General features: G+C 64.1%; 17 protein-coding genes and 1 pseudogene. All 18 read right to left on the reverse strand.

Annotation, left to right across the window (positions count from 1 at the left end; genetic code table 11):
- Nucleotides 1-79 precede the first annotated feature (79 nt).
- Nucleotides 80-154, reverse strand: a pseudogene (locus L0C25_RS24035) (hypothetical protein); the annotation flags it as partial.
- Between the two features lie 637 nt (nt 155-791).
- Complete coding sequence (locus tag L0C25_RS00005) at nt 792-1,346, reverse strand: DNA cytosine methyltransferase (protein ID WP_271636898.1); 555 nt, start codon at nt 1,344-1,346, stop codon at nt 792-794.
- A gap of 375 nt (nt 1,347-1,721) precedes the next feature.
- Nucleotides 1,722-2,429, reverse strand: a complete 708-nt coding sequence (drmC, locus tag L0C25_RS00010; protein ID WP_271634344.1) for a DISARM system phospholipase D-like protein DrmC — start codon at nt 2,427-2,429, stop codon at nt 1,722-1,724.
- Nucleotide 2,430: 1 nt separating this feature from the next.
- Nucleotides 2,431-2,706, reverse strand: coding sequence for a hypothetical protein (locus L0C25_RS00015; RefSeq protein ID WP_271634345.1), 276 nt, complete (start codon nt 2,704-2,706; stop codon nt 2,431-2,433).
- Nucleotides 2,667-3,047: a DUF1998 domain-containing protein gene (locus tag L0C25_RS00020; RefSeq protein ID WP_271634346.1), complete on the reverse strand. Its 381-nt coding sequence runs from the start codon at nt 3,045-3,047 to the stop codon at nt 2,667-2,669. The genes L0C25_RS00015 and L0C25_RS00020 overlap by 40 nt, the downstream gene beginning before the upstream one ends.
- The gene (gene drmB / locus L0C25_RS00025; protein WP_271634347.1) at nt 3,023-4,246 is read right to left on the reverse strand and encodes a DrmB family protein; all 1,224 of its coding nucleotides are present in this window, start codon (nt 4,244-4,246) and stop codon (nt 3,023-3,025) included. The genes L0C25_RS00020 and drmB overlap by 25 nt, the downstream gene beginning before the upstream one ends.
- A 246-nt stretch (nt 4,247-4,492) precedes the next feature.
- Nucleotides 4,493-8,197 (reverse strand): DISARM system helicase DrmA, encoded by a 3,705-nt coding sequence (gene drmA / locus L0C25_RS00030; RefSeq protein WP_271634318.1) that lies wholly within the window; start codon nt 8,195-8,197, stop codon nt 4,493-4,495.
- Nucleotides 8,167-9,291 (reverse strand): Shedu anti-phage system protein SduA domain-containing protein, encoded by a 1,125-nt coding sequence (locus L0C25_RS00035; protein WP_271634348.1) that lies wholly within the window; start codon nt 9,289-9,291, stop codon nt 8,167-8,169. The genes drmA and L0C25_RS00035 overlap by 31 nt, the downstream gene beginning before the upstream one ends.
- Before the next feature lie 143 nt (nt 9,292-9,434).
- Nucleotides 9,435-10,223 (reverse strand): DNA methyltransferase family protein, encoded by a 789-nt coding sequence (locus tag L0C25_RS00040; RefSeq protein WP_333908555.1) that lies wholly within the window; start codon nt 10,221-10,223, stop codon nt 9,435-9,437.
- Nucleotides 10,202-11,698, reverse strand: a complete 1,497-nt coding sequence (locus tag L0C25_RS00045) for an Eco57I restriction-modification methylase domain-containing protein (RefSeq protein ID WP_408641713.1) — start codon at nt 11,696-11,698, stop codon at nt 10,202-10,204. Before L0C25_RS00045 ends, L0C25_RS00040 begins: the two co-directional genes overlap by 22 nt.
- A complete protein-coding gene (locus tag L0C25_RS00050) occupies nt 11,608-13,449 on the reverse strand; it encodes a hypothetical protein (protein WP_271634351.1) in 1,842 nt (613 codons plus the stop codon). Before L0C25_RS00050 ends, L0C25_RS00045 begins: the two co-directional genes overlap by 91 nt.
- Nucleotides 13,446-16,631, reverse strand: coding sequence for a DISARM system SNF2-like helicase DrmD (gene drmD, locus L0C25_RS00055; RefSeq protein ID WP_271634321.1), 3,186 nt, complete (start codon nt 16,629-16,631; stop codon nt 13,446-13,448). Before drmD ends, L0C25_RS00050 begins: the two co-directional genes overlap by 4 nt.
- Nucleotides 16,632-16,928: 297 nt before the next feature.
- Entirely contained in the window at nt 16,929-17,525 is a 597-nt protein-coding gene (locus L0C25_RS00060) for a hypothetical protein (protein WP_271634322.1), read from the reverse strand.
- Nucleotides 17,526-17,704: 179 nt separating this feature from the next.
- Nucleotides 17,705-18,763 carry an FAD-binding oxidoreductase gene (locus tag L0C25_RS00065; protein ID WP_408641659.1) on the reverse strand — a complete coding sequence of 353 codons (1,059 nt, stop codon included), beginning with the start codon at nt 18,761-18,763 and terminating at the stop codon, nt 17,705-17,707.
- Nucleotides 18,733-19,281 carry an FAD-binding oxidoreductase gene (locus L0C25_RS00070; RefSeq protein WP_271634352.1) on the reverse strand — a complete coding sequence of 183 codons (549 nt, stop codon included), beginning with the start codon at nt 19,279-19,281 and terminating at the stop codon, nt 18,733-18,735. The genes L0C25_RS00065 and L0C25_RS00070 overlap by 31 nt, the downstream gene beginning before the upstream one ends.
- A 64-nt stretch (nt 19,282-19,345) precedes the next feature.
- Nucleotides 19,346-20,353 carry a Fic family protein gene (locus L0C25_RS00075; protein ID WP_271634323.1) on the reverse strand — a complete coding sequence of 336 codons (1,008 nt, stop codon included), beginning with the start codon at nt 20,351-20,353 and terminating at the stop codon, nt 19,346-19,348.
- Nucleotides 20,354-20,793: 440 nt separating this feature from the next.
- Complete coding sequence (locus tag L0C25_RS00080; RefSeq protein ID WP_271634324.1) at nt 20,794-21,927, reverse strand: MFS transporter; 1,134 nt, start codon at nt 21,925-21,927, stop codon at nt 20,794-20,796.
- A 64-nt stretch (nt 21,928-21,991) separates the two neighbouring features.
- On the reverse strand, nt 21,992-23,032 hold the full coding sequence (locus L0C25_RS00085) for an ABC transporter substrate-binding protein (RefSeq protein WP_271634325.1): 1,041 nt from the start codon (nt 23,030-23,032) through the stop codon (nt 21,992-21,994).
- Nucleotides 23,033-23,059 lie beyond the last annotated feature (27 nt).

Below are 23,059 nucleotides of genomic sequence, written 5' to 3' on the forward strand. Positions count from 1 at the left end.
TGTTGGCGTCGAGCTTCTCTCGCCACCAGACCGCATTGTTCTTCGGAGCGGTCGCGTGTTCGGGACAACCGTGCCAGAAGCAACCGTCGACGAACACGACCACCATGCGCTTTGTGAAGACGATGTCTCCTCGAACCCGCAGCGATGGCTCCAACCGGTAGTCGACTCAGAATCGATAGCCGACGCATGGAACCCGGCGTCTGATCGCCACCTCCAGCGCGGTGTCTCGGCGGCGTTGGCGTTCCATCCGCCGCCGGACGTCGTCGCTGAGCGGCTCGGGCATCTCAGCCCGCTGTCAAGGCGGCGATATGCGCGTCGAGCGCTGCCACGAACCGATCGTCGCGTCGCAATGTGCTGGCCTTGAGCCGTTTGGTGAAGCCACTGGTCGCTCCCAGGCTCCAGGGGCTCTGCGGTGTAGCGATCGAGCAGGTTCATCAATGACACGCCCGATCGCTTGTCGACTGGGCGCTCACCGATCGACCACGCCTCGCGATTCCCGGCAACCGACGACGCGGCGAACGGCCAACGCCGACCCGGCGTCAACGCGCGACGATCGACATCGACGGGATGGCCCGGCGCCACCAGCCGACTACCTAACCATTTCGCAACCGGCACCGTCACGGCATTGCCGACCAGTTTCCATCGCTCCCCGAGCGTGCCGGATCCGTCCGTCCAACCTGCCCTGAATCCTGCAGCCCGCTCGGCGATGCTCGGCCGACAAATCGCACGCCCATCCTCGGCAGAGGAATTACCCATGCAAAGGTGATGCGATTCGAGCTTCAATCCGCCCTTCAGCGTCGGGACGACTCCCTCTCCCCACCACGATGCCCCCGATTGCCACTCGGTCCGAGTAAGCCGTACGCGGTGTGCCGCTTCTGGGCACTGGACCCGCCAGTCTCATCGGCGAACAGCACCGTACGCGGATCCTGCGTCTTCGACGCAACGAGGAACACTCGGCGGCGGCGCTGACGTACGCCGAAGTGGCGGGAGTCGACCGTTCGGTACGCCCAGTTCCAGCCGTTCTCATCGAGCCATTCAGTGACGTGCCGGATAGGTGATCCGCCTTGGAGCGTGAGCATGTTCGGTACGTTCTCGAGCACAAACCACGTCGGTGGAGTGTCGGCAACTAGCCGGAAGACCTCACGGATCAAGCCAGACTCATCGCCACTGATACCAGCCGTCCGGCCAACCTGGCTGAGGTCGGTACAAGGAAAACCTGCGGCGACGATGTCGGCCGTCGGCAATGAGCGGAGCTCACGAATGTCCCCGACAACCGGCGCATCGAACCGTCTACGAAGTGTGTCGGCGGCAGGTTCCCAGTACTCGCAAAGCAACTCCGTCTCGATCCCGGCGTGCGCACAATCCGAGCTCGAGCCCGCCGATGCCGGAGAAGAGCCCCACTGACCTCACTTCGAGCATCCTCGAGCGAAGTGGTCGAGTAGTCAAGTCGGCGCTCCGGCTCATCCGATACTGGGAAACGCCGCTCGGATGATCTCCAGGGGCTGACGCGCGTTCGACTCGTCCAGTTGCAGGGACTGGCTGCTCTTCGGACCACTACGGCGGTCGTCAGACCCGAACGTCGTGAGGTGTAGGAAGCGTGAGCCATCGACCCCGGTCACCACCTGATGGAAGCAATCCACTTCGGTCGGATGCACTCGGACGTGCTGGGTGCCTTCTTCGAAGCTTCTCAGTCGTGCCACGGGTCTCCTCCATCCTATCGTTCAGTTCAGGTCGATGAGTACGCCATGGCGATGCAACAGGTCGAGTCGTTCCCGCAGGCCCGTGGCAATGGTGGCGTCGACGCTCAGCAAGCCACATTCGAGGCTGCGCTCGGCAGCGGCCAAAGAGAAGTTCGCGCTTGTCACCAACGCTTCGCGATCATCAACGGCGATCAGCTTCGCGTGTTGGATGGCGTACGCGTCATCCTCAGGCTCATCGAGAGTCCACACCCGAGCGCCGTCCAGCATCCCGGCGATCATCTCCGCGGTTTCAAGGCGCTGCGCGGTGTCTACGACGATCGTCACAGCGACACCGCGGGTTCGCGCGTTCTTCAACGCCACGAGATGCGGTGACCCCCAGCCGGCCGAGTAGGTCGCGGCATAGACCACGCCCTCAGCTCGGTTGATCAGGTCGAGTGCGGCCTTCGTAGTGCGACCTTCGGCTCCAGGTACGTCGCGCGGGTTGGTCCAGACGAGATCGGGACGTGGCACACGCGGTACCGCCGCGATACCTTCCAGCGCGGCAACGCCCCGCTCCACACTCGTGTCAGATCCGATCAGCTCACGCAGCGGTGTCCGCACCACGGCCTGATTGACCCCGTACGCCCGCTTGGCAGCGATGTTCGGCCGGCGGCTCTGCCGCAGGCTGGCGGCTACCCTGCTCGCCTCCTCCGGCGTAAGCAACGCTCCGAGACGCGCGATGGCAGACATGTCAATGCACCTCGACGAGGCTTTCGAGCAGACCCGGAGTACTCACCTTTGGGTCGTCGACCACGCCCAGTAGCATACGTCGGTCGAGAAAGCGGTTGGTACGTTCGCAACTCGTCTCACTCAGGAACAGGCAGAAGTGACACGCGGCGCCGTGGAGGAACTCCTCTTTGCCTTCCGGCACCCGGTGCCCGCAGATGGGGTCGGAGGAGCAGCGCTGTCCGCGTCGAAGCGCCTTCCTCACGAGATCCTCGAGCTTGTCCGGCTTGGCCAGCTCCACCAAGCCACCAGCGTACCTTCACTGTCGGAGGCAGTCGTACTGATCAGCAGACCCGCGGCCGGTGGGTGTTCGTCGTCGCCCTTCCATGCGTAGATTCGCTCGGTGAGGCTGGCCGACCCGTAGCCGCTGGACATCGCAGCCTGACGGATGAGCAGATGCGAGAGGGTGTGGATCACCCAGTAGCGCGGCGGTGGGAACCGATCATCGGGTTCGAGATCGTCGGCCGTCTTACTCGTACGACGCTTGAAGTTGATGCGATGTGCGTCCTTGAACCGCTCCCACACCTCGAGATCTTCGACGGAGTCCTCCCACGGCGCTATGACAGCTTCATCGAACCGCAAGAACACGCCTTCACCACGGTCCTCCGTGGCAGGTACCAGGTCGGCCGGCCGTCGCGTGTCAATGGTGCGACCCGTTCCGCAGCGTCGTCCATCCGGTCCAGCGCATCGATCCGAGTAAAACCGATGAACGCGTTGACCTTCTTGAGCTTCTCGACGGCCACCGTCGCGGCAACAACTCCTGAGAGCAGATCCGGCACGTCGCGACGCGCGGCGCGAAAGTCGGCCATACCGGAGTGGCGCATGTACTTCTGTTCATCGGTGAGCACTGTCCACTCGGGCGCGAGGATCGTCCGCGGATCCGTACGCTTCTCCGGCGCGGTCACCACGTTCGGGACGGAATCCCCGCGTGCGAGTTGCACGGCGCGCCACAACACCTCGTCGGGTAGGTCGTCGAACACATCCGTCTGTGCGATGTTCGACGCCATCATCCGGAACATGCCGATCGCCGACACGTCCTGCGGGCCGTCCAGGGCGCCGTTCGGTAGTGCTCTCAGGTCTGGCACCAACTCCTCAGGCGTCGCGGACTCTTCTCGGGGCAATGCCAAGAGGCTCAACGTCGAGGGGAACCACTGATTTGCCGCGCCGAGCATCATCAGCTTGCCCTGGTGCTCACACGGGTAGAACGCGTCGAGGTGCGGGTGCCGGCCGCGGCAGTAGGGCAGCTTCTCTTCGGCATCTCGTGCCGTCGCCTCACGCATGCCGCGCGTGACGTTGCACGACTGGCAGGTGAGACGTACGTCCGGGCCGATGTTGCTCTTCCACTCGTCCATCTTCATTCGCGGGTACGCATCTCCGCTCGAGCACGGCTTCCCGCGGTGTACCCACTCGACGTACGGGAACTCGTCGAGGTGCCCGTCTACGCAGGCAAGGAGGTAGCGGGCCGGTATCGCAGCCTGGGTACTCGCCCTCGCTTTGCCGCGCCTGCCAGTACACCGCTTGTGCACGAACCTGGCCTGGTCGGGCCGATAGCGGTTGGTGTTCTCGTAGTCGAAGAGTTCGTGCGAGACTTTCGCGAGCAGGCCGCAGCCGGTGCAACGCAGCCATTGCGGGAAGATCCTCCCGGGGATGCCGAGGTCGATCGCGTCCCCACCAGCGTGGCGCTTCTCGTCCGGCGCCCAAGGCGGCTTGCGGAGCTCGCTGACCTGGCTGCCGAGGTGGGAGCGGACGAGCTCGAGCAGGCGCGACTTCGAGGATGACATCGGTGGTGGGGCGCCGCGCGTAGATCCGCTCCCAATCATCGAGCCCGTGCGGCATCACTGCGATGTGGGGCATGTCGACCGTGGCGCCGACGCCGTTGGTGTAGAGCATCGCCGACGGCCTGATCGACCCGACGCGGGCGCGGTTGCGTGGATTGTTGTGCTCGACGTCGCCGGCGGGATCCAAGGGCTCCGCGCCGGCTGCGACCGGCTCCGAAACCGTGACAAGACCGTCCTCGATGGATTCGCTCACTTCGACGCCCCCTCGCGGAAGGTCCATTGCGGTCCTTGGTGCGGCTCCTTGAAGGCGAGCTGGTCGGCGGTCGGACTTACGAGCAGGTTGATCTCCGGCTGGACCTCACGCATCGAATTGGAGACGACGAACACGCGATCCGCCTGCTTCGGCACCTTGGCCTCCGGGCTGATCAGCAATGGTTGGCCAACTCTGTTCTGCGGGACTCGTTCGTAGAACAGTGCACCCCTCTCCGCTTGGGCCTTGTCGTGCCAGCGGTCGAGACGCTGTAGCAGTTTCAGCCGCATCCGGTCGGCGGACTCCGGCGCGTCTGCGGCCGCTTGGGCACGCGCGACCATCTGGTCGATCAGCGCTGTGACAAGGGGCATCTCGCTTGGCAGTCGCCCGGCACCGCTCTCTGGCGAGAGCACGCGCTGGCTAACACGCGCAACGCTGGCGAGCACGCCCATCAGACCGCGTTCCATCGCCGTATCGGAGTACGGAGTGACGCTGAGCGCCTCCACCTGAGCGTAGAAGGTTTCATGGTAGTGCCGGAACTGTTCGAAGTGCGCCATATCCCGCGGGCGGGACCAGTTGGCGAGCGACAAAACGAGTCCTGGCCTGTCACGATCGCGACCGACGCGCGAGGATGCCTGGATGTACTCGGCCGTGTTCTTCGGTTGGCCGACGACGAGCATGAGCCCGAGCCGCGGCACGTCAACACCGACCTGGAGCATCGAGGTGGCGAGGACGACATCGTATGGCTTCTTGCCCCACGGCGGCGGCGTCCTGTCTGCCTCCTTGGCTTCCGCGACCGCGTTACGGTGTTCGTTTCGACCCTGGGTGCTCCAGCGTCGGGTGAATGGCAAGGACAGCTTGTCGAGAGTCTTGGAGATCTCTTCGGCCGATATCCGCGAGGTGAGTTCGCCGATCTGCAGACCCTCCCAGTCGGTCGTACGGCGTGGGAATGGTTCGGTTTTGCCGGTGACACGAGTTGTCACGTCGTCGTCGAGGTAGCGCCGCATTCCAGCGAGCTCGCGGGTCGCGGAGAAATAGCCAACCGTCGTCAGGTACGGATCCGCTGCGTCCTCGTACTCGTCCAGCAGTTTCTGGCCGGCAAGCAACAGCACTTCGGCGAGGCGGATCTCGGCGAGGGTGAGTCGGATGCCGTGCGCGCAGACGCCGAGGTACTTCCGGCCAGGGTCATCTGCAGAGACAGGCAATTCCCGAGAGAAGTAGGTGTCGCGGACGTCGAGCACTTGGGGTGGGAAAACGTCGACACCACGACCATACAGTGATTGGACCTGCCGCTCGGCGTTGGCGACGGTGGCCGTAGACGCGACGATGAGGGGCCGAATCGTCTGCCCGTCTCTGGCGTATGACGACAGCAAGTCGACCGCGTTCTCGAATACCCCGACGGACGTGCCGAGCGCTCCAGTGATGAGGTGCAGTTCGTCTTGAATGATCAGGTCCGGCGGACGAAGTCGGTCGACCTTCTGCATTACCACCCTCGGGAGCTTTCCCTTGGTCTGGTGTGACTGTGCGGGCACACAAGCAGATCGACTGTCCGGGTGCCGGTAACCGTGGCGCGGACACCACTCGTCCACGTACCCGAAGAGGCTGGCAGCCTCGCCTTCTCGGGCAAGGCGAGCGAACTTGTCAACGGTGGCAAGCAGGAACGTCGGCGGATTGCGATAGATCTCGTCGTCGACGGTGATGATCGGCAAGGCGCCGTCGGCGTCGCCCTCGATGGAGAACTCGCAGTCGCCTCGCTTGTGGTCGCCGCAGTGGACACGTACGCGTTCGGCGTCTGGGTCGGCGACGACGTCGCGCTTGGGGTCGATCTTCGTGCCGCACCATGGACAGCGTTGGAGTTGCAGAACGGTGAGGCCATGGGCTCGCTGGCTGTTGTCAGCACGTACTGCCTTCACCTGGGCTTCGGCATCCTTGTACCGTTTGGGACTGACCGCGGATCCGACCCAGAGCCCGATGCTGAACGGCTTCTCGCCCCAGGTTTCGGTGTCCTCCTGACGGATCAGCTCGGTAGCGCAGACGAGTGCCGCAGCGCGCTGGAACTGCTGCGAGGTCAGGAGCCGCAGCGTGTAGCGCATGAGTACGGCGACACCGTCGCCTCCGTCGAGAGCACCGTCGTCGGTCTCGATCTTGCCTTGCAGCCGTCGGATGGCGAAAGTGAATGCCGCGAGCCCGAGATAGGCCTCGGTCTTGCCGCCGCCAGTCGGGAAGAACAGGAGCTCGACGTTGGCCGCGTCGCCGCTGCGGTACGGATGCACCGGATCGGTGAGCGACCGCAACTGAAGCAGAACGAAAGCGAGCTGAAACGGTCGCCACGACGCTACGGAAGGGTCATCCGATTCCCGATCTCTCAGGTCAGTCAGGACGTCACCGATCTTCTTGGATTCGTCACTCGCCCGTGTTGCCGCGACCTGGCTGTGGATCCGCTGGTCTCGCATAGCGCGATTCATGAATCGGAACGCCTGCAACGCTTGAGGGTCGGACTTCAGCAGTTCGACACCGTCATGGAGCCGTTCCGCGACGACTTCTGCCTCGCCGATGGCGTCCTCCGCGGTCTCGCGAAGGTGCTCGGGCAAATCGGCGGCGATCTCGTGCTGGGCTCGTAACCACTGCTCATACCCGCTGATGAGTGGTCCGAGCGCGGCTTCGGCCTCGCCGGCTTCGAGCTCAGCGAGAGTCTTCATCGAGGTGACGGCATCGGCGGCCCCGCCGGGCACTGTCTGCGCGACATCAGCGATCGGCAGCCACGTGGTCTCGACCGACGTCGCCCTCCGTGAGTCTTCCGCCACGTCCCAGGTGGCCGAGCAGGTTCGGCCGACCGTGAACTCCAGCCGATGTCTGTACTGAAGGTCGAGCCGGCGGCGCTCATCGTCGATCTCGTCGTATCCGCCTTCCACCACGTCTCGGGTCGGGAGAAAGACCGCCTCGCCGCCGTTGGCTTCGACCTTCAGCTTCGTCTGAAACAGCCAGTCCTTCGGCGGGGCGTCCATCCCTGTGACCCGGTCGTTCGACAGAGCCACCTCGACAATTGTGCGGTCGTCGAGCGGAAACAGCTCGACCCGGAGAGTGACGTCATCGTCGAGCTTCTGCGGATCGAGCGTCGCGTGCCGATCATGGCGCCGCACATCGATCTCCGCCGACGTTTCGAACGGCCTCCTCTGCGAATAGAGAATCCTCCGACCTTCCTCGTTCTCGCGCCGCTCACCTTCGTAGCGACCCCACGAGGCAGTGACCACGAGCACGCCGCAGTCTCTCGGCACCTGGAACCGCAAACCCATCGACGACGGGTGCGTCAGTGCCCCCTTTGGGCCCTCATCCCGATCCTCGTCGTCGTCGGCAGCTCCTGTGTCCTCATCCGTGTTGACCGGAACGCCATGCTGCAGCAGATGCTCGCTGTCGACATCGGACAGCGCAGAGCCGGTGAGATTCGGGTCATCGCCACCGGAATCCACGGCATCGACAGTTGCCCGCTCAGGATCGACTGTGACGGGCGCCAGCGCGCCCACCGCATACCGGGCGCGCGGCGTGCCGACGATCTCCTCCTCCGCACCGGCCCGCGGACCGAGCAGCTCCTGCTCGATCAGGCCCACGAGTTCGCGACGTACAGCGGTCGAAGGGCCCGCCTTGTCACCCGGTTCGTTCATGGTTCCCCAATCTGTCACAGCGTCCCGACATTCGATGGCCGCCAACCCACGTAGTAGATCAGGACACGAATGGACCAGCATCCGTCAGAACGGCGCGTCGCCCGGTTCATCCCGCCAGCCGGGCACGTCCACATCGGCAGGCGAATCAGCGACCTCGTCTCTTGAGCCACCGCCGTCGGGCTTCCCATCGGACGTTGAAGAGCGAGTGCATGTTCCGCGGTCTCGATGAGATCGGCGTAGTGTCGAAGCTGTATACGCGTGTGGTGGCTGTTGAAGATCCGAATCGCCTCGTCGATCTCGTCCCGGCTGTAGCCGTCGACGAACTTCGGGTGGCCTATGAGCACCGTGGCGGACGCCCGTCGTGTATCGATCTTGAATCGACTCAGAACCGTGTCGCGGGACTCATCGAGGTGCGTAAGGTAACTCATCACCTGGCCAACCGCCCGGTTTGCCTCCGCACCCACAACTAGGGGCACATCCTCCTGCAGACCCCCGACCCCGACGCTCCTGTCCTTCGCGCCCCTGTACTGCTCCACTAGCTTGGGGGCGTTCGCTGCCTTCAACTCGACAACGTGGAGCGAGCCATCGGGACGAAGAAGGGGCACGTCAAGCACATCGCCGGCTATCAACGACTTCCTACGCGCCTCGCCGACGTATTCTCCTCCGAAGACCCATGTCATCTCTCTGATCAATGGGTGGATGTCGTCACGCTCCGAGCTCTCAGATGCCTCGACCACGCAGCGCAACTCACGCAACTGTTGCCGACGTCGTTCGAGTTCGACAGCACCGGCAATGCTGACACCTTCGGGCGACGCGGCTAGGGCGGCTATCAGACCGGGGTTGGAACCCGCCAACTCCACGAGGCGCACAGCATCGGCACCGCCCAGGTCACCGTCGCTGAGTTGATCGAGGAGTTCTCCGGCGTCGCTTTCCGTATGCACGAGCCGAAACTCACCAGCCTGTGGGAACTCGTCGCTCAGCAGCATGCGAACGGCCTCGATCTCCTTCGAGCCGTCGCAATGCCAGTGATAGTCGGTCTTGTCGAAGTCGTACCCAGCACCTGCAGGTTTCGCCGCCCATGTCTGCGCGCGAAATTCCTGGCGCTTCACCTCGCCGGTTTGCTCGTCGCCGAACGCCAACAGACTGACCGTTTTCCACGCCTGCGGTCCGGGATGAACTGTGACTACGCGCGCTCGCAGCACACCGCGCTCTGACTTGTAATGGTCAGCAACTCTGATCGGAAGCTCCTGCGCTATGCGCTCCGCATCACTTCGACTCGCCATCAGAACAGTTCGCCCTGGTCGGGGACGTCTTGGCCTTCGGCGCGGGCACGTTCGTGGTTCAGTTCGAGGAGGCGGTCGAGGATCTCGACGCGGGCGTCGGGCGAGACGGTCCAACGCGTCACTTGGCGGTAGGTGTGAAAGCCGTGGTCGAGTTGGAGGTCGTCCCATCCGTACGCTTCTATCGTCGCTTCGTCGACCTCGACGTGGATCTCACGCAACCGGTCCACATATGCGTCCCCCCGCACGTCCGGATCATTAATCAGGTTGTAGAGCTTCGTCAGACCAAGTCCGCGGCGCAGCATGATCTCACGACGCTCCTCGTCCAGGGCCTTGCCGACCTTATGTAATCGAGCGTTCGATTCTGGCTGCGGGAAGGTTTCGAACACGTCGCTCGGCGTGTATCTCATTCGCGTCTCATGCGTCGAGCCGTAAGCGATTGCCCAGTAGAAGTGAGGCGCAGACGAAAGTAGCCCCTCGAGCGCAAACGTTGCGTCAACAAAGACAGTTACGCCATGGCTAAACACCAGGTTTGCACTCACGCGAACGGGCATCAGCGTCTTGCTTGTGGATACCAAAACAAGCACGTCATCCGCGTTGGAGAGGGCTTCTCGAAGTCTTACGCCGGAGCGCTCGTACAGCCACCAGTCGCGTTTGACCTTGGGCTTATTGCTGAGTTTCTCCCTCACCGGACGTACGCGGGAATCGACCCAGTCGAATGCTACCCTATACTGACCGGCCTGTAGCTCGGTTAAGCCAGTGAAGTCCACTATCCAACGGGTAGGCGACACCGATGCAGTGCCATTGATGTCGTCCTTCCCGCTAAGGAAAGGGCGAACGACGTGGCCGACCGAATCATCCGCCTAACCCACGCGTTCGCTAATTCAAGCGGGACTGAGAATTCCTCGACTCCGTTGATAAACGAGCCGACGAACGACTTTCCTGCGTTGGCCCGAAGATGTAAGGGACGACCCTTCACCCGACCTTCGGGCTCCAAGAACGCCGATATTTCGGTAGCAGGATGGCCATCACAGTATCTGACGACACTCGAGCCTATGCGTGGTCTAGACGCGACCCCCCATATCGCGGCGTACTCGAGGCTCACCGACTTGGAGGGCCACGGAGCGCTACGAACTGCACGAACGATCTCAAGACCTCCGGTCAGTAACTGATCCAAGCCAACTTCCCGGGTGTCTCCCTGCGCCAGCGTGTTCGTCGCAATCAATCCGAGCCAACCGTTGTGCGCGAGGATAGCCCTAGCACGGAGAAAGAAGTATGCAACTAGGTCGGCGTTACCTCGCGCGCCATGCGCGACGACATTGACTAGCCACTCTCTAGCGTTAGCGCCGATAGCGCCTGAGACCTTCTTCCCACCGAGGAATGGCGGGTTTCCCACCACCGCGTCAAAACCACCTCGATCGACGATAACATCGGGCGCCTCGATGACCCAGTGCAGCGGTTGCCAGCGGTCATAGTCGGTCTGCACCGCCGGGGTAAGGCCATCGGAGATGATTTCCTCAAGTTTTGCACCCGATCGGCCGCCCGCACCGAACGCCTCTGAACATGCCCCTTCCAAAGCCTTGTAGGCATCCTCGAGCTGAACGCCTGGCTTTCCGCCGAGGCGCAGGCCGGCGGCGACCACTCCGTCTGCCATCCTCCGAAGTTCCGCCGTGGCTGCCTGAGATTGGCGAAGCAACCGCGACTTCCCAGCTTGGCTTCGCATCGGATCGTTCGGATCGACGGGTGTGGCCAGTTGCTCTCGTAGCTGGGTAGCCGCATGTAGCTTCGCTCGAACGTCGATGTAGGGAACGACGAACTTGCGCTTACGGTCCGGATCGATGTGGAGATGTTCGAGCTGTGCGGCCGTCGTCAGCCCGAGCAGCGAGTTGCCGCAGAAGATCTTGTCGTCGACGAACGAGAACGGCTTCGTCGGATCGAGCGAGACCAACCAGAGCGAGAGCTTGCACATCTCGACGGCCATCGGGTTGATATCGGCACCGTACAGGCAGCGAGCAACGACCTCGCGAATCGCCCGGTCGTACGCGTGATCCGGCTTCGCGACTTCCTCGGTCGAGATCGCATCCTCGGCTGTCCATGCTTCGACGACTCGTTCGGCGAGGAACCGCGCCGCCGCGACGAGGAACGCCCCTGAGCCGGCAGCGATGTCGGCGACCTTCAGGTCGAGAATCGCCGTACTCCCCTTGAGGTGCCACTGATCGCGATCGTTCTCCTGCAGAGGCCCGGGTTCGTAGACGAGTGGCTCCAGGGCGTGTTGAACGACCTCTTCCGCAAGCGAGCGCGGCGTGTAGTGAGCACCCGCGTTCTTCCGAGAGGAGTCTCCGCGACGACCAGCCCACCTACAGGGACAATGAACGGAATGCCTCGTAGGTCACGACGAATCAGTGGACTCCAGTCGACGAGGAATGCAAGCAGTTGCTCGTCGCTACCGACGACCGGGTTGAGTTGGCGAGTGACCTCAGCACGCTCTTCATCGGTGATGTCGGCGTTGTACGCCTTCACGATCTGCTTCGGAGTCGCCGGTTTGGCCGATGCTTGCCGTTCCTTCACCTCGGCGAGCAAGGCAAGACCGAAAGTCTTGCCGTCACTTGACTCGTCGTACAGCCGCCGAAGCGTGCGGGCGTCGATCTCCGGTTCCTCGCCGTCCCTGCCGATAAGGCCGACGATGGCGTCACCCTCCACGGTCTGGCAGGTGTAGCCCAGCAGGCCCTCGTAGATGTAGCCGATCTGCTCGACATCGATGTCGCGGAAGGAGATCCGACGGGCTTCGTTGCCGATGGTGGCGTACTGGACGGATCTCAAGACGTGCAGCATCACCCGATCGCGGACCTTGATCCGCAGACCCTTGTCGTCGGTGGCCGACAGCCACGGGAAGCGACCAGGATCGAGCAGGCTGCCGCCGTACGCGGGCATACGCATCTCGTCGTAGTTGACTCCGTTGTGCAGAGCGTCGCTCACGGCGAGCAGGCGATGCCAGGTGTCGTACGTTTCGTCGAGCAACTCCTCACCGTGTGCCGCACGCTTATGGAGATCATCCAGGACGTCGCGCATCGCGTACGACTCCCAGTACAACCGTTCGGTCGGGAGCATGCCGCGTTCCTCGGCGAAGAGCAGGAAGACGACACGCATCATGATCGTGACGGCCGCCTGATAGACCTCGTCATCGTCGTCGGGCAGTGGGTCAGAATCGCCTACCGATCGTGCCTCGAAGCGGGCACGAGAGAACGAGCTGACGAGGAGTTCAACTGCCTTGCGTACCTGGGTGCCGAGAGCTTCGGTGATTTCCTCGGCGGCAGCTTCACTGTCTGCGAGCAACTTCGGTAAGCGTTCGTCGACGTTCTTGGTGCGGAATCGGCGTTGATCGATGAGGGTGAGAAAGGCGTCGCGAACGAGCGGCTCTTCGCCCCAGGTAGCGGCGTCCGTGACCGCAGAGCCTGTGGGTTTGTCTCGGTGTGCCCAGACAATCGCCCACCATCGACCGTCGGTCACGATGCCCACCTCGACATCGGCCTTGCGAAGGAGTCCGGCCATCCGGTCGACCTCCGTCGCCGACCAACCGTCGAGCCCTGGGCCGCGCAGGTCATCCCTCGGTTCGACGATCCGCAGCAGGGCTGCATAGTCAGCGCCTCTGCCCTCGAGGGCGCCATCCGGGCGGATCCTGATCTGTTCACCCGGAGAATGGATCTCGAGGTCAGCGGGCACGTGATCGCCGTCGATGCGTAGGTCGTCCCATTCAGCGAGCTGACCGAGAACGGTGTCGACCCACGCACGAGTGATCTCGGCGTACTCATCTCGGTTGTCGGGTGTGCGGGCGTCATAGGCACGCAACCAGTTCGCGTACGCCTGTTTGAAGACGACACCTCGCTCGTCCGTGTCGCCGAGCCGGTCGACGCCGCTGGGCCACGCCGATTTCACCACGGGAAGGCTCAGGAACGGCCCGTCGGTCTCGAACTGGTCGAGCCAGGAGTAGTCGACGGGACTGCTCCTTCGCTCCCTCATCGGATGGTCACCTCCCCAGACGCGGCGTCCTCTGGGGACAGTGCGAAGACCACCGCGGCGTGGAACGTACGTGCCTTGACATCGGCATACCGGGCATCGACTGCGGCGAGTTCGCGTTCACGCTCCTCGGCGAGGGCTTGGATGCGCTCGCGGATCTGCGCGAGATCGCGCTCCGACTGTCGGCGTTCGTCGGTGAACAGGGCGAGCTGGTCATCATCGGCGAGTTCCCTCGCTTCACGCAGAGCTTCCTCGAGTGTGTGGCCAAAACGATCGAAGATCGCGATGACGCGATCATGATCGGCCTCATGACGTGCGGTGAGTTGCTGCTCGATGTCACGCCGGCGCCGGGCGACGCGATCCTCGACCGCGGCGGCAACGCGTGCTCGGAGGCCGTCGGCTGTGTCACTGCTCCAGGCCGACGCGATCTGGCGAATGACCACGTCGCTGGGGCGTTCGAGCTTGTCAGAGTCCAACGCACGTTCGAGCAGAGCCTCCGACTTCTCCTCGCCGAGGGCCTGACGTCTGGCCAGTCGGGTACCGGCCAAGAAGACCTCCTCATGAACACGCAGACCAGCGTCGCCGATCAGCACCATGCGGGTGACCGCGGCGGCAAAGGACTCTCGGAGCTCCGGAACGACCACAGCGGTGACGCGTTCGAGCGAGCGCTCAGTACCCCAGATGGCTGCGCGAAGCCGTTTGGTGGCCCGCTGCAGCAGCGGGCTGCCTAGGTGCTGGTACACGACGTCGGGATCACCGCCCTCGTCGCGTGGGGCAAGCACCCGAGGGTCAAACGCGATGGGGCGAAGGTTGTCTGGGTCGAGGCGCGTGCTCAGGCCACGGGTGACCTGCTCCCAGGACTGGTCGAGCGACGGCAACCGCAGCACCGGAACGTCCGTGTACTCCGAGCCGACTTCCTCGAGCTCCGGGATACGGTCGAGCTCGAAAGCTGTCTCGACCACCCGCTGGAGATTGGCTGGGCGAAGGTGGAGCGTCTTGCGACTGCTGGTCAACTCGTCGGCGAGCTTCGTGAGTTCGGTACCGAGGCCGCGCCCGCCGGACAGCATCTTGCCCATCGGGTCCTTCTCGGCCCGTACGCTGGGGGCAGCGACGTCGACGCCGCCGAGTTGACGTTGGATGTCCGGAGCGATGATCTCATTGGCAGAGCCGAGGTCTCTCATGATCTGGGAGACCCTTCGCGCAACTCGCGCCAGCATTTCAACGTCTGCGGCAAGCTCGTCAGTGGCGTCTGTGCTCGCCGTGAAGTGGCGGATCTCTGGCGGAATCTGTTGGCCATAGCGGTCGACCCGACCAATGCGCTGTTCGAGTCGATTCGGATTGAACGGAATGTCGAAGTTGACCAGCCGGTGACAATAGTTCTGCAGGTCGATGCCCTCGCCCGCTGCGTCGGTGGCCCATAGGATCCGGATCGGCTCCTTTGCAGGATCCTCGTTGAAGCGATCGCGGATCAGTTCCCGCTCGTCAGAGTCTGTGCCGCCCGCGATCACGTCGATACGCTCGGATTCCCATCCCTTCTGGCGAAGGATGTCGCGAATCCAGTCGAGCGTGTCTACGTACTCGGTGAACACGACGACCCGCTCGTTGTTCCACTGACCATCGGGGCGACAGGCAGCCTCCAGGTATGCGATGAGCGACTCGAGGCGAGCGTCGGGACGCGCGTCGTAGCGATGACCCCACGTGCTCAGCCACTCCAGATCCTCGGTGTCTTCATCGGACAAGGGCGGCAGGGCGTTCTTAGTCTTCTGCAGGGTCTGCATCTCGGGTTGTTCGACCCGGCCTTCTTCGGCCCCGTCGGAGTCGGTTCCGACGACCTCGTCGTACAGGCTGTCGAAGTCCACCGGCAGGTCTCCGGCGCGGGTCTCGCGGTAGATGTCCACGGTGCGGGCGAACGCAACGGGCGAGGACAAGAACCGCTTCTTCAGCAAGAGCGTTGCCATGTCCTTCGCCGCCCGGCTGCCATCGGCCCTCGCAACGGCGTTGTCCCGACGTCTGGTGAATTCGAGCAGCCGCTCGTACGCCTCCGACTCCTTGTCCGTCGGCGCGTAGTCGAGGGCCTTGACCTCACGTTTGACGAAGCGCCCCGGGATGTCGTCCTTGAGTCGACGAACAGCAACCTGCTCGAGAGCCTTCTCATCGAGCGCCGTGCCTCGAACGAACCTCTGCGGATCGATCATCTCCAGAAGCGCCGTGAACGACTCGGTGTAGCCGTTGTGTGGGGTCGCGGAGAGGAAGAGTCGGTGCTCGCATCGCTCGGCCAAGTCTCGGACGGCGCGGGTGCGGAGTGAGTCGACGGCGTACCCACGGGTGCGGCCGACCTTGTCGCGGCGGGTCGGGGCGCTCGGAGCCACATGGTGGGCCTCATCGACCACGAGGATGTCGTACGCGAACCGCGAGGCGTCGCGTTCATGGGCGTGGAACGCATCGCGGAGCTGCCGTTGGGCGCGGGCACCGGGGAGCCACGACATCGATACGATGATGCGCGGAAAGAGTGTGAACGGGTTCGCGTGAACACCATGGCTACGGCGTACCTCGCGCATGGTCTCGGAGTTCATGATGGTGAACTCGAGGCCGAACTTCTCGGCCATCTCCTCCTGCCATTTGATCCGCAGGCCCGCCGGGCACACGACGATCGCCGTCCGCGCGCGGTGGCGCAGGAAGAGCTCCTGCATCACCAAGCCGGCCTCGATGGTTTTCCCGAGGCCTACGTCGTCCGCGAGTAGCAGGTTGACTCGTGGCTCTCGGAGCGCCCGAACCAGCGGTTCGAGCTGGTAGTGCTCCACATTCGCACCGGAACGAAACGGCGCTTGGATCGTCTTGTCGTCGGCGCTGGTCAGTGCTCCCCAGCGGAGGGCATCGATGAAGGCCGCAAGCCGTGCAGGATCATCGAAGCGTTCGGGAACGAGATCGGTCGGGAGATCCTGCGGCGGTGTCAGGCTGCGGCCGGGTTCGAGCTCCCACACCACGCGAAGTTCCTCGCCGAGGCGGTCGTCTTCGACCGACTGGAGCGTCACGGCGTGTTGGAGCTGCTGGACAGCATCGTCCTGCGCGCTTCGCGGGAGACTCTGTTGCTGAACGTCCGCCACTGCCCAGTTGGCTCCCCGGACGCTGACGATCTGTCCTGGCTCCGGCACGGCCGTGGCTGTCGTGTGTTCCCTCGCTGTCACAGAACCGACCCTATCGATGGACACCGACATGTGCTCGACAATCAGTGAACCCAATAGCCGACTTGTTGTACGCGGAGTCACGACTTTGACCTCGACGCAGGACTGCGCTCAGTGAGAATTGGCCTCGGAATGAGACGTTCGGGCCGTGGCGGAGGGAGCGGATCTACAGAGGTGACCGACCACCCGTCAGGTTCGAGGTCCGGCGAAGCGTCGTGACACGGAGGCAACATCTTCTGGGGGTGTCGGACCAAGAAGAGATCCAACATGCCCGCGCATCCGAGAGCCACATCCCAGGAGCTAGTTCGTTGCCGTTTTCGACGTCAGACCGGGCACGCGCATGTTGTCACGACCCTCAAGAGGGACTGCAGCGCTCGACGCATTGTGCGCCTCAACGGGGCGATCGGCGTCGGCAAGCCGCTGCACGGACAGCTTCTGGTCGATTCGTCGGCGGATCTGCCGACGAGCTCGTGGGACGGTTCCAACCCAGTACACAAGCCCCACGATTGCGACGAAACACGCGATGACCGCCGGGATCATGAGCAGCGGCAACAGTCGTCCAAGGAGTCCAAGGATGACGAAGAGTGCATACGCCACCATGACACCAGCCAGAAAGATGCTTCTGACCGGATGCTCGCGTGCAAACTCCATCTCGGCAAGTGGCCTGACTGCCGCGGAGCGGGCAGTTCGTCTCCACTCCTCGGCCCAAGCTGTCTCACCGTCTTTCGCGAGCTGATCTGCCATCATCAGAAGGCGCTTGCGTTCTCGATACCCCTTCTCGATCCGGTCCTGCGGGAGCCACTCGGTTCGGAACCAGTGGCCGGTCAGTCTGCTCGCACCGACGATGGCGAGTGGGATCACCGCTGCAAGAACTACTCCCATTAGCTGGTTGCTCATGTCGTCCTCCCAACGTTGGATTCGAATGATCCCGCACGGCGCTGACAATAGCGCCGCAATAGGACCGGCGACCACCAGTCCGTTCCCGAAGGGCATGGGTGAGGCCGCGCGCCGCGCAAGCTCAGCTCGTCGTGTTGTTTCCAGAACCTGGCACGGAAGCGCACACGGACGGTGTCGAATCAGGACATCAGAACGCCGGGGTTCATCACGCCCGCCGGGTCGAGCCCGTCCTTGGCGGCGCGGAGTACGCGGCCGAACGCGTCGCTGCGTTGCTGTTCGTACCACGGGCGGTGGTCGCGGGCGATGGCGTGGTGATGGGTGATCGTGCAGCCGCTGTCGATGATCGCGGCGGAGACCGCCGCCTTGATCTCGTCCCACTGTGAGAGCAGACCGTCCCAGCGTCCGGGTGCGTACACGCCGTAGTACGGCGCGGGGCCGTCGGGATAGACGTGCGTGAACCGACACGTCACGAGGCCGATACCGCAGACCGCCTCGACCGCCCGCTGTGCCGCCGTACGGACCGCGTTATGGAAGGCTTCGAATCGGTCCCATGTGCACGCGGTTTCGAACGTCTCCACCACCATCGAACGCTGGGCCATGGCATCAAGCTGGTACGGCATCCGCAGAAACGACGACCGCCACGAACCGGCGGCGTCCCGCTCCGTCGCCGAGGCCGAACGGTCCTTGGTCTCCCCTGCGCGTCCGCCGTGGTCGGCGACCAGCTCGAGCGCACGGTTCATCCACGCCTCGACCGGATGGTCGGCCGACTCGAACGCGACCACCAGCACTCCTCCGCTCGTCGAGATGCCGGCGTTCAGGTACGCCTCCGCCGGATCCAGCAGACGGCAATTGGTCGGGTAGAGCCCAGACTGCGCGAGCGCACGCGTCGCCTCGACCGCCTGCGCGAAGGAGTCGAGCTCGACCGACGTCGTCAGTCCGTACGTCGGCCGGTCCTGCAGCCGCATCCACGCCTCGGTGATGATGCCGAGACTGCCCTCGGAGCCGAGGAAGAAGCGATCGTGCGACGGACCAGCACCTGACCCCGGCAGCCGTCGCGACTCGCTCACCCCCGACGGCGTGACCACACGCAGCGACTCGGTGAGATCGTCGATGTGGGTGTACAGCGTCGCGTAATGCCCGCCCGCGCGCGTGGCCAGCCAACCGCCGAGTGTCGAGAACTGGAACGACTGCGGGAAGTGCCGCAACGTCAAGCCATGTGGGCGAAGCTGATCCTCCAAGCTCGGGCCGTACACACCCGGCTGGATCCGCGCCGCCCTGCTCGTACGGTCGATCTCGACGACCCGGTCGAGACGCTCCAGGTCGATCGTGACGACCGGACCATCGACCCGTGCCTCGACTCCCCGACCACCGAGCTGCCGCCGCCGTACGGGACGACCGCGATGCCCGCGTCGGAGCACCAGTCGAGCAAGGCGACGACGTCGGCCTCCGTACGCGGCCGCGCGACCCAATCGGGTACGTACTGCAGATCGCCGCGCAGGTTGCGTACGACGTCGCGAAACGCCTTGCCGTGCGCGTGACCAGCCCGATCCGCGGGCGCATCGGAGCATAGCTCGGCCAGCGCGGCGGGCGGGCGTACGCGCGGCCCCGGGATGTCGAGCGACTCCGGGCTCGGCGGCTCATGCATCGTGAAGTCGTGCTCGGGTACCAGCGCCGCGACGCGCTCCACCAAAGCGGCCGCTTCGGCCGCTTCGACGGCCTCATCGACGTCACCCCAACCCCACCATGAACGACTCATCAAGACTCCTCACGAAGGACACACGACGCCGGCAGCCGCGCCGTCGGCGCTCGATGCGAGCGTCTCACTCCTGCGTACGAGCAGGCACGGCGCGCTGCGGCGGAGAGGCTTGCGTGTCGAACTTCGTGCTCGCGAGTTGTCGCTCCGCGAACGTCACGAGATCCAGCACCTCGCCTGCCACGTACGCCCGAGTACCACGTTCAATCGACTTGCCATGCAATATCCCTGCCTGGCGTAGCTCATCGAGGGCGGCGTTGGCAGCCGGAAAAGAAACACCGAGAATCCGTCCCAGCGTCGTCGCCGTCAGGACGGGCGCTTCCGGTAGCTCAGCGAGCAGCCTCGCCACCGCTGAATCCGACCGTGGCGTTTCACGCAGACCTGCCGACGTTCGGTGCGCACGGAGGCGTTCCTCCCAAACCGAGCGCAAGTCGCTGATCTGCTGCATCAGACGCCGTGACTGCTCTGCTGCGACCGCAGATGCCTCGATGAACGAGTCGAGCCACGCATGAAGTGCGGAGTTGGCTTCCGAGCCGCCTGCCGGCCCGTCGTGGCGATAGGCCCCGAGCCCTTCCACATAGGCCGTACGCAGGGTTGCGAGGACGAGACTGATCGGAAGCACTGCCTGCTCAGTCATCCCGCGCCTTGTCAGCACGGTATGGATGAGTGCGCGGCCGACTCGGCCGTTTCCGTCCGTGAATGGATGGATCGTCTCGAACTGCGCATGCACAATGGCCGCTTGGATCAGCGGTGAGTGTGCCGAGCCGTTCAGGTAGTCGACGAGATCGGACATCAACGCGCTCACTCTGCTCGGCGCGGGCGGTACGAAATCCGCTCCGACCGGACTCCAGTCCGAGCCACCGATCCAGTTCTGCACCGACCGTAAGCCATGGTGCCGTAGTTGATCGGGGAGCAAGGCTCGGTGAAGGTCGACGATCTGATCGACGCTCACTGTCTCGACTTCGGCGAGCTCTGTCGTCGACCTCCACACGACCGTCATGTTGTTGGCAACGAGTCTGGCCTGCTCCCCAATGCCGCGAACATCCTCGGACTGCCCCAACTCGGCGAGCGCCACCTGCTGCGCCGAAGGTGCTATGCCCTCGATCCGAGAGCTCGCGATTGCTTCCGACCTCAGCAAGAATCGAGCCACCCCAGCCAGACCGTCCGCACCTGGGCCGTTCACTGCCCGGATACTCCGCTCCACCGTCGCGATCCGTCGCGACAGGCTCCCCCTCAACCGCGAGCGCAAGGCCATCGACCGGGTCGGGAACATAGCTCTGGTAGCGACCCGAGCGCCGCGCACGACGAGGCACGCCCGACTCGACACTGGATTCCCACTGCGCGCTCTCCCACGCGGCCATCGGGTCTAACCTTTCGCGAGTCCATGAAGCATTAAAGGATACGTAGTGATCCTTTCACAGGTGTCTCGTGAATGTAAGGATATGAGCCACGGTTCTCACCGGGCGGGCTCGTGGACCTCTTCGCATCGGCTCGCATTCGCCGACCACACGTTCGTTAAGCAGCAGCGACCAGGTGCGGGGTCCTCGTCCTCCATGCCAGGGGGATGACGGTTGCGAAGCCACCGATCGCCATCAGCATCATCCACATGGCCGGGTAGCCGAGACGTTCAACGACGAGCCCTGCTGAGGGCGGGCCGCACATGAAGCCCAAGAACAGGCCGAGCGACACCCGGCCCGTGGCGCGCCCGATCGAGTCGGCGGGAGTGACGTTGAGGACGGCGACCATCACGAGGACATTGGCGGCAAGGGCACTGAAGCCGAAGAGCCCGGCGGCCGGCCAGACCAACCAGGCACCGACCTGCTCAGTGAGCATGATCCCGACGAGCGCGATGACCGTGATCACAGACAGCCAGCTCATGGGCGTACGAAGGTCGCGAACATCCTGTACGCCCCTCCCCCACAGGAATCTCGCGACCACGCCGACGCCACCGAGAACGGCGACAACCAGCCCGGCCGTCGATGCAGACAGGTCGAGCTCCACGTGCGCGAACAAGGGAAGGTAGACGTTCGTCGCCTGGGCGACGGCACCGGCCGCGAAGGCGTAGACGAACAGCCACGCGACCTCCGGGCCATGCCTTATCGACCCTGACGATGTTGCGCTACGACGAGGCCCAGGTCCGCCAGTCGCCGGGACGGTTGCAAGTATTCCGACGATGGCGACGGCACAGCACACGGCAAGGGCGTTCCGCCATCCCCACCACATTGCGAGTGGGGGAAGCAGGAGTCCCGCCATCAGCTGACTCGCCTGCACGCCGGACTGCTTGATGCCCAAGATCGACCCGCGTCGACGTGGGTCCACCCGCTCGAGCAGGTAGCGGTTCGTCGCCGGGTTGGCCAGTGCTTGCGCGACTCCCGACAGCACGAGCGCCACTATCAAGACCAAAAACCCAGCAGCCGACGCCGCGCCTATGGTTGCGAGCCCCGACACCGCGAAGGTCGCGATGAACAGACCACGGAGGCCCATCCGGTCGGCAAGCCAACCGCCGGCGGTGGTTGCCACGCTCGCCGCCGCGAACACGACCAACCACAGCTGACCGTACTGTCCGACCGAGAGATCGAGGTCGTCTACGACGAACGGCCCTAGCGCCGCGAGAGCGTAGTGCGTCAAGGGGCCGACACCCATGGCCATGGCGAGGTACGGTGCCACGAACCACGGGGTCGGCCGTCTCGACTTCAAGACCGGCCTGGCCGGATCACTTCAAGCCGTCGTAGATGACCGAGTCTGGCGGCGTCTTCGTCAGATAGCCGGTCTCCTGCCCGGCCTTGAACACCGATGCGATGCCGGCAGAGACGTCGCTTGCAGGCACGACGTTCATCCGCAGCCGTTCATCGTTGTTCTCGATCAGGTCCTGGATCACGCCGGCATCCCCTCCGGGGATCTCGGCGGCGATGATCTCCGCCGCGTCCTCCGGGTTCTCCATCGTCCAGTCGGCCGCGGCCTTGTACGTGTCGTACATCGCCTGGACCTCATCGGGATGATCGTCGGCCCAGTCAGACTGTGCCGCCACCCCGAGGTAGGGGATCTCGTCGGTTCCGAACTCGGCATTCCACTTCGCGGCGTCTAGATCGATCGTCTCGATGTCGGAGTTCTTCTCCACGAGCGTCGAGTACGCGGGCTCCCATAGTTGGGTCGCGTCGGTACGCCCGGTCTGCGCCATCGTCGACAGTCCCGCGGTCGTCTGGTTCTGCGTCTCGACATTGTCGAGGGACAGCCCCTCCTTCTCCGCGAACCACTGGAACATCGCGAAGTTCGTCGTACCCGTCGCGGCGGCGAGGGTCCTGCCGTCGAGGTCGGGCAGCGCCTTGATGTCGGACTCCTGGGTGACGACCGTCCCGTAGAAGTCGAACAGGTTGAACAGGTACGTCACGTCCGAGTCGCGTTCCGTACGAAGACCTTCCGAGAGCAGCGCCGCGCTCGCGCCGACGTCGTAGTGTCCGGCGCCGAACTCCGTGTTGTAGTTGTCCGGCGTCGCGTACGTGAAGGTCATGTTGATGTCGTTGTCCTCATCGAGCTTCTGATCCTCGATGACGGCGGGCAGGAATGCGCCGAGAGACGGCGCCTGGAAGGCGACGACCTTGACCTCGGTCGCGTCCGATCCAGAGCAGGCGGTCAGGCTCACCGCCGACACGAGCGCAAGCGCGCCCACGACGGCGGGGGCACGATGCTTGCGAAACTGGAGCCGGGCGATGTTGCTGAGTGGGTTGCGGGGCACGATGTCCTCACTTCTGTGCATGGTGGACGCCGGATTCGGCGCCCACCG

Source organism: Solicola gregarius, assembly GCF_025790165.1.
In the GTDB taxonomy this organism is placed as follows: domain Bacteria; phylum Actinomycetota; class Actinomycetes; order Propionibacteriales; family Nocardioidaceae; genus Solicola; species Solicola gregarius.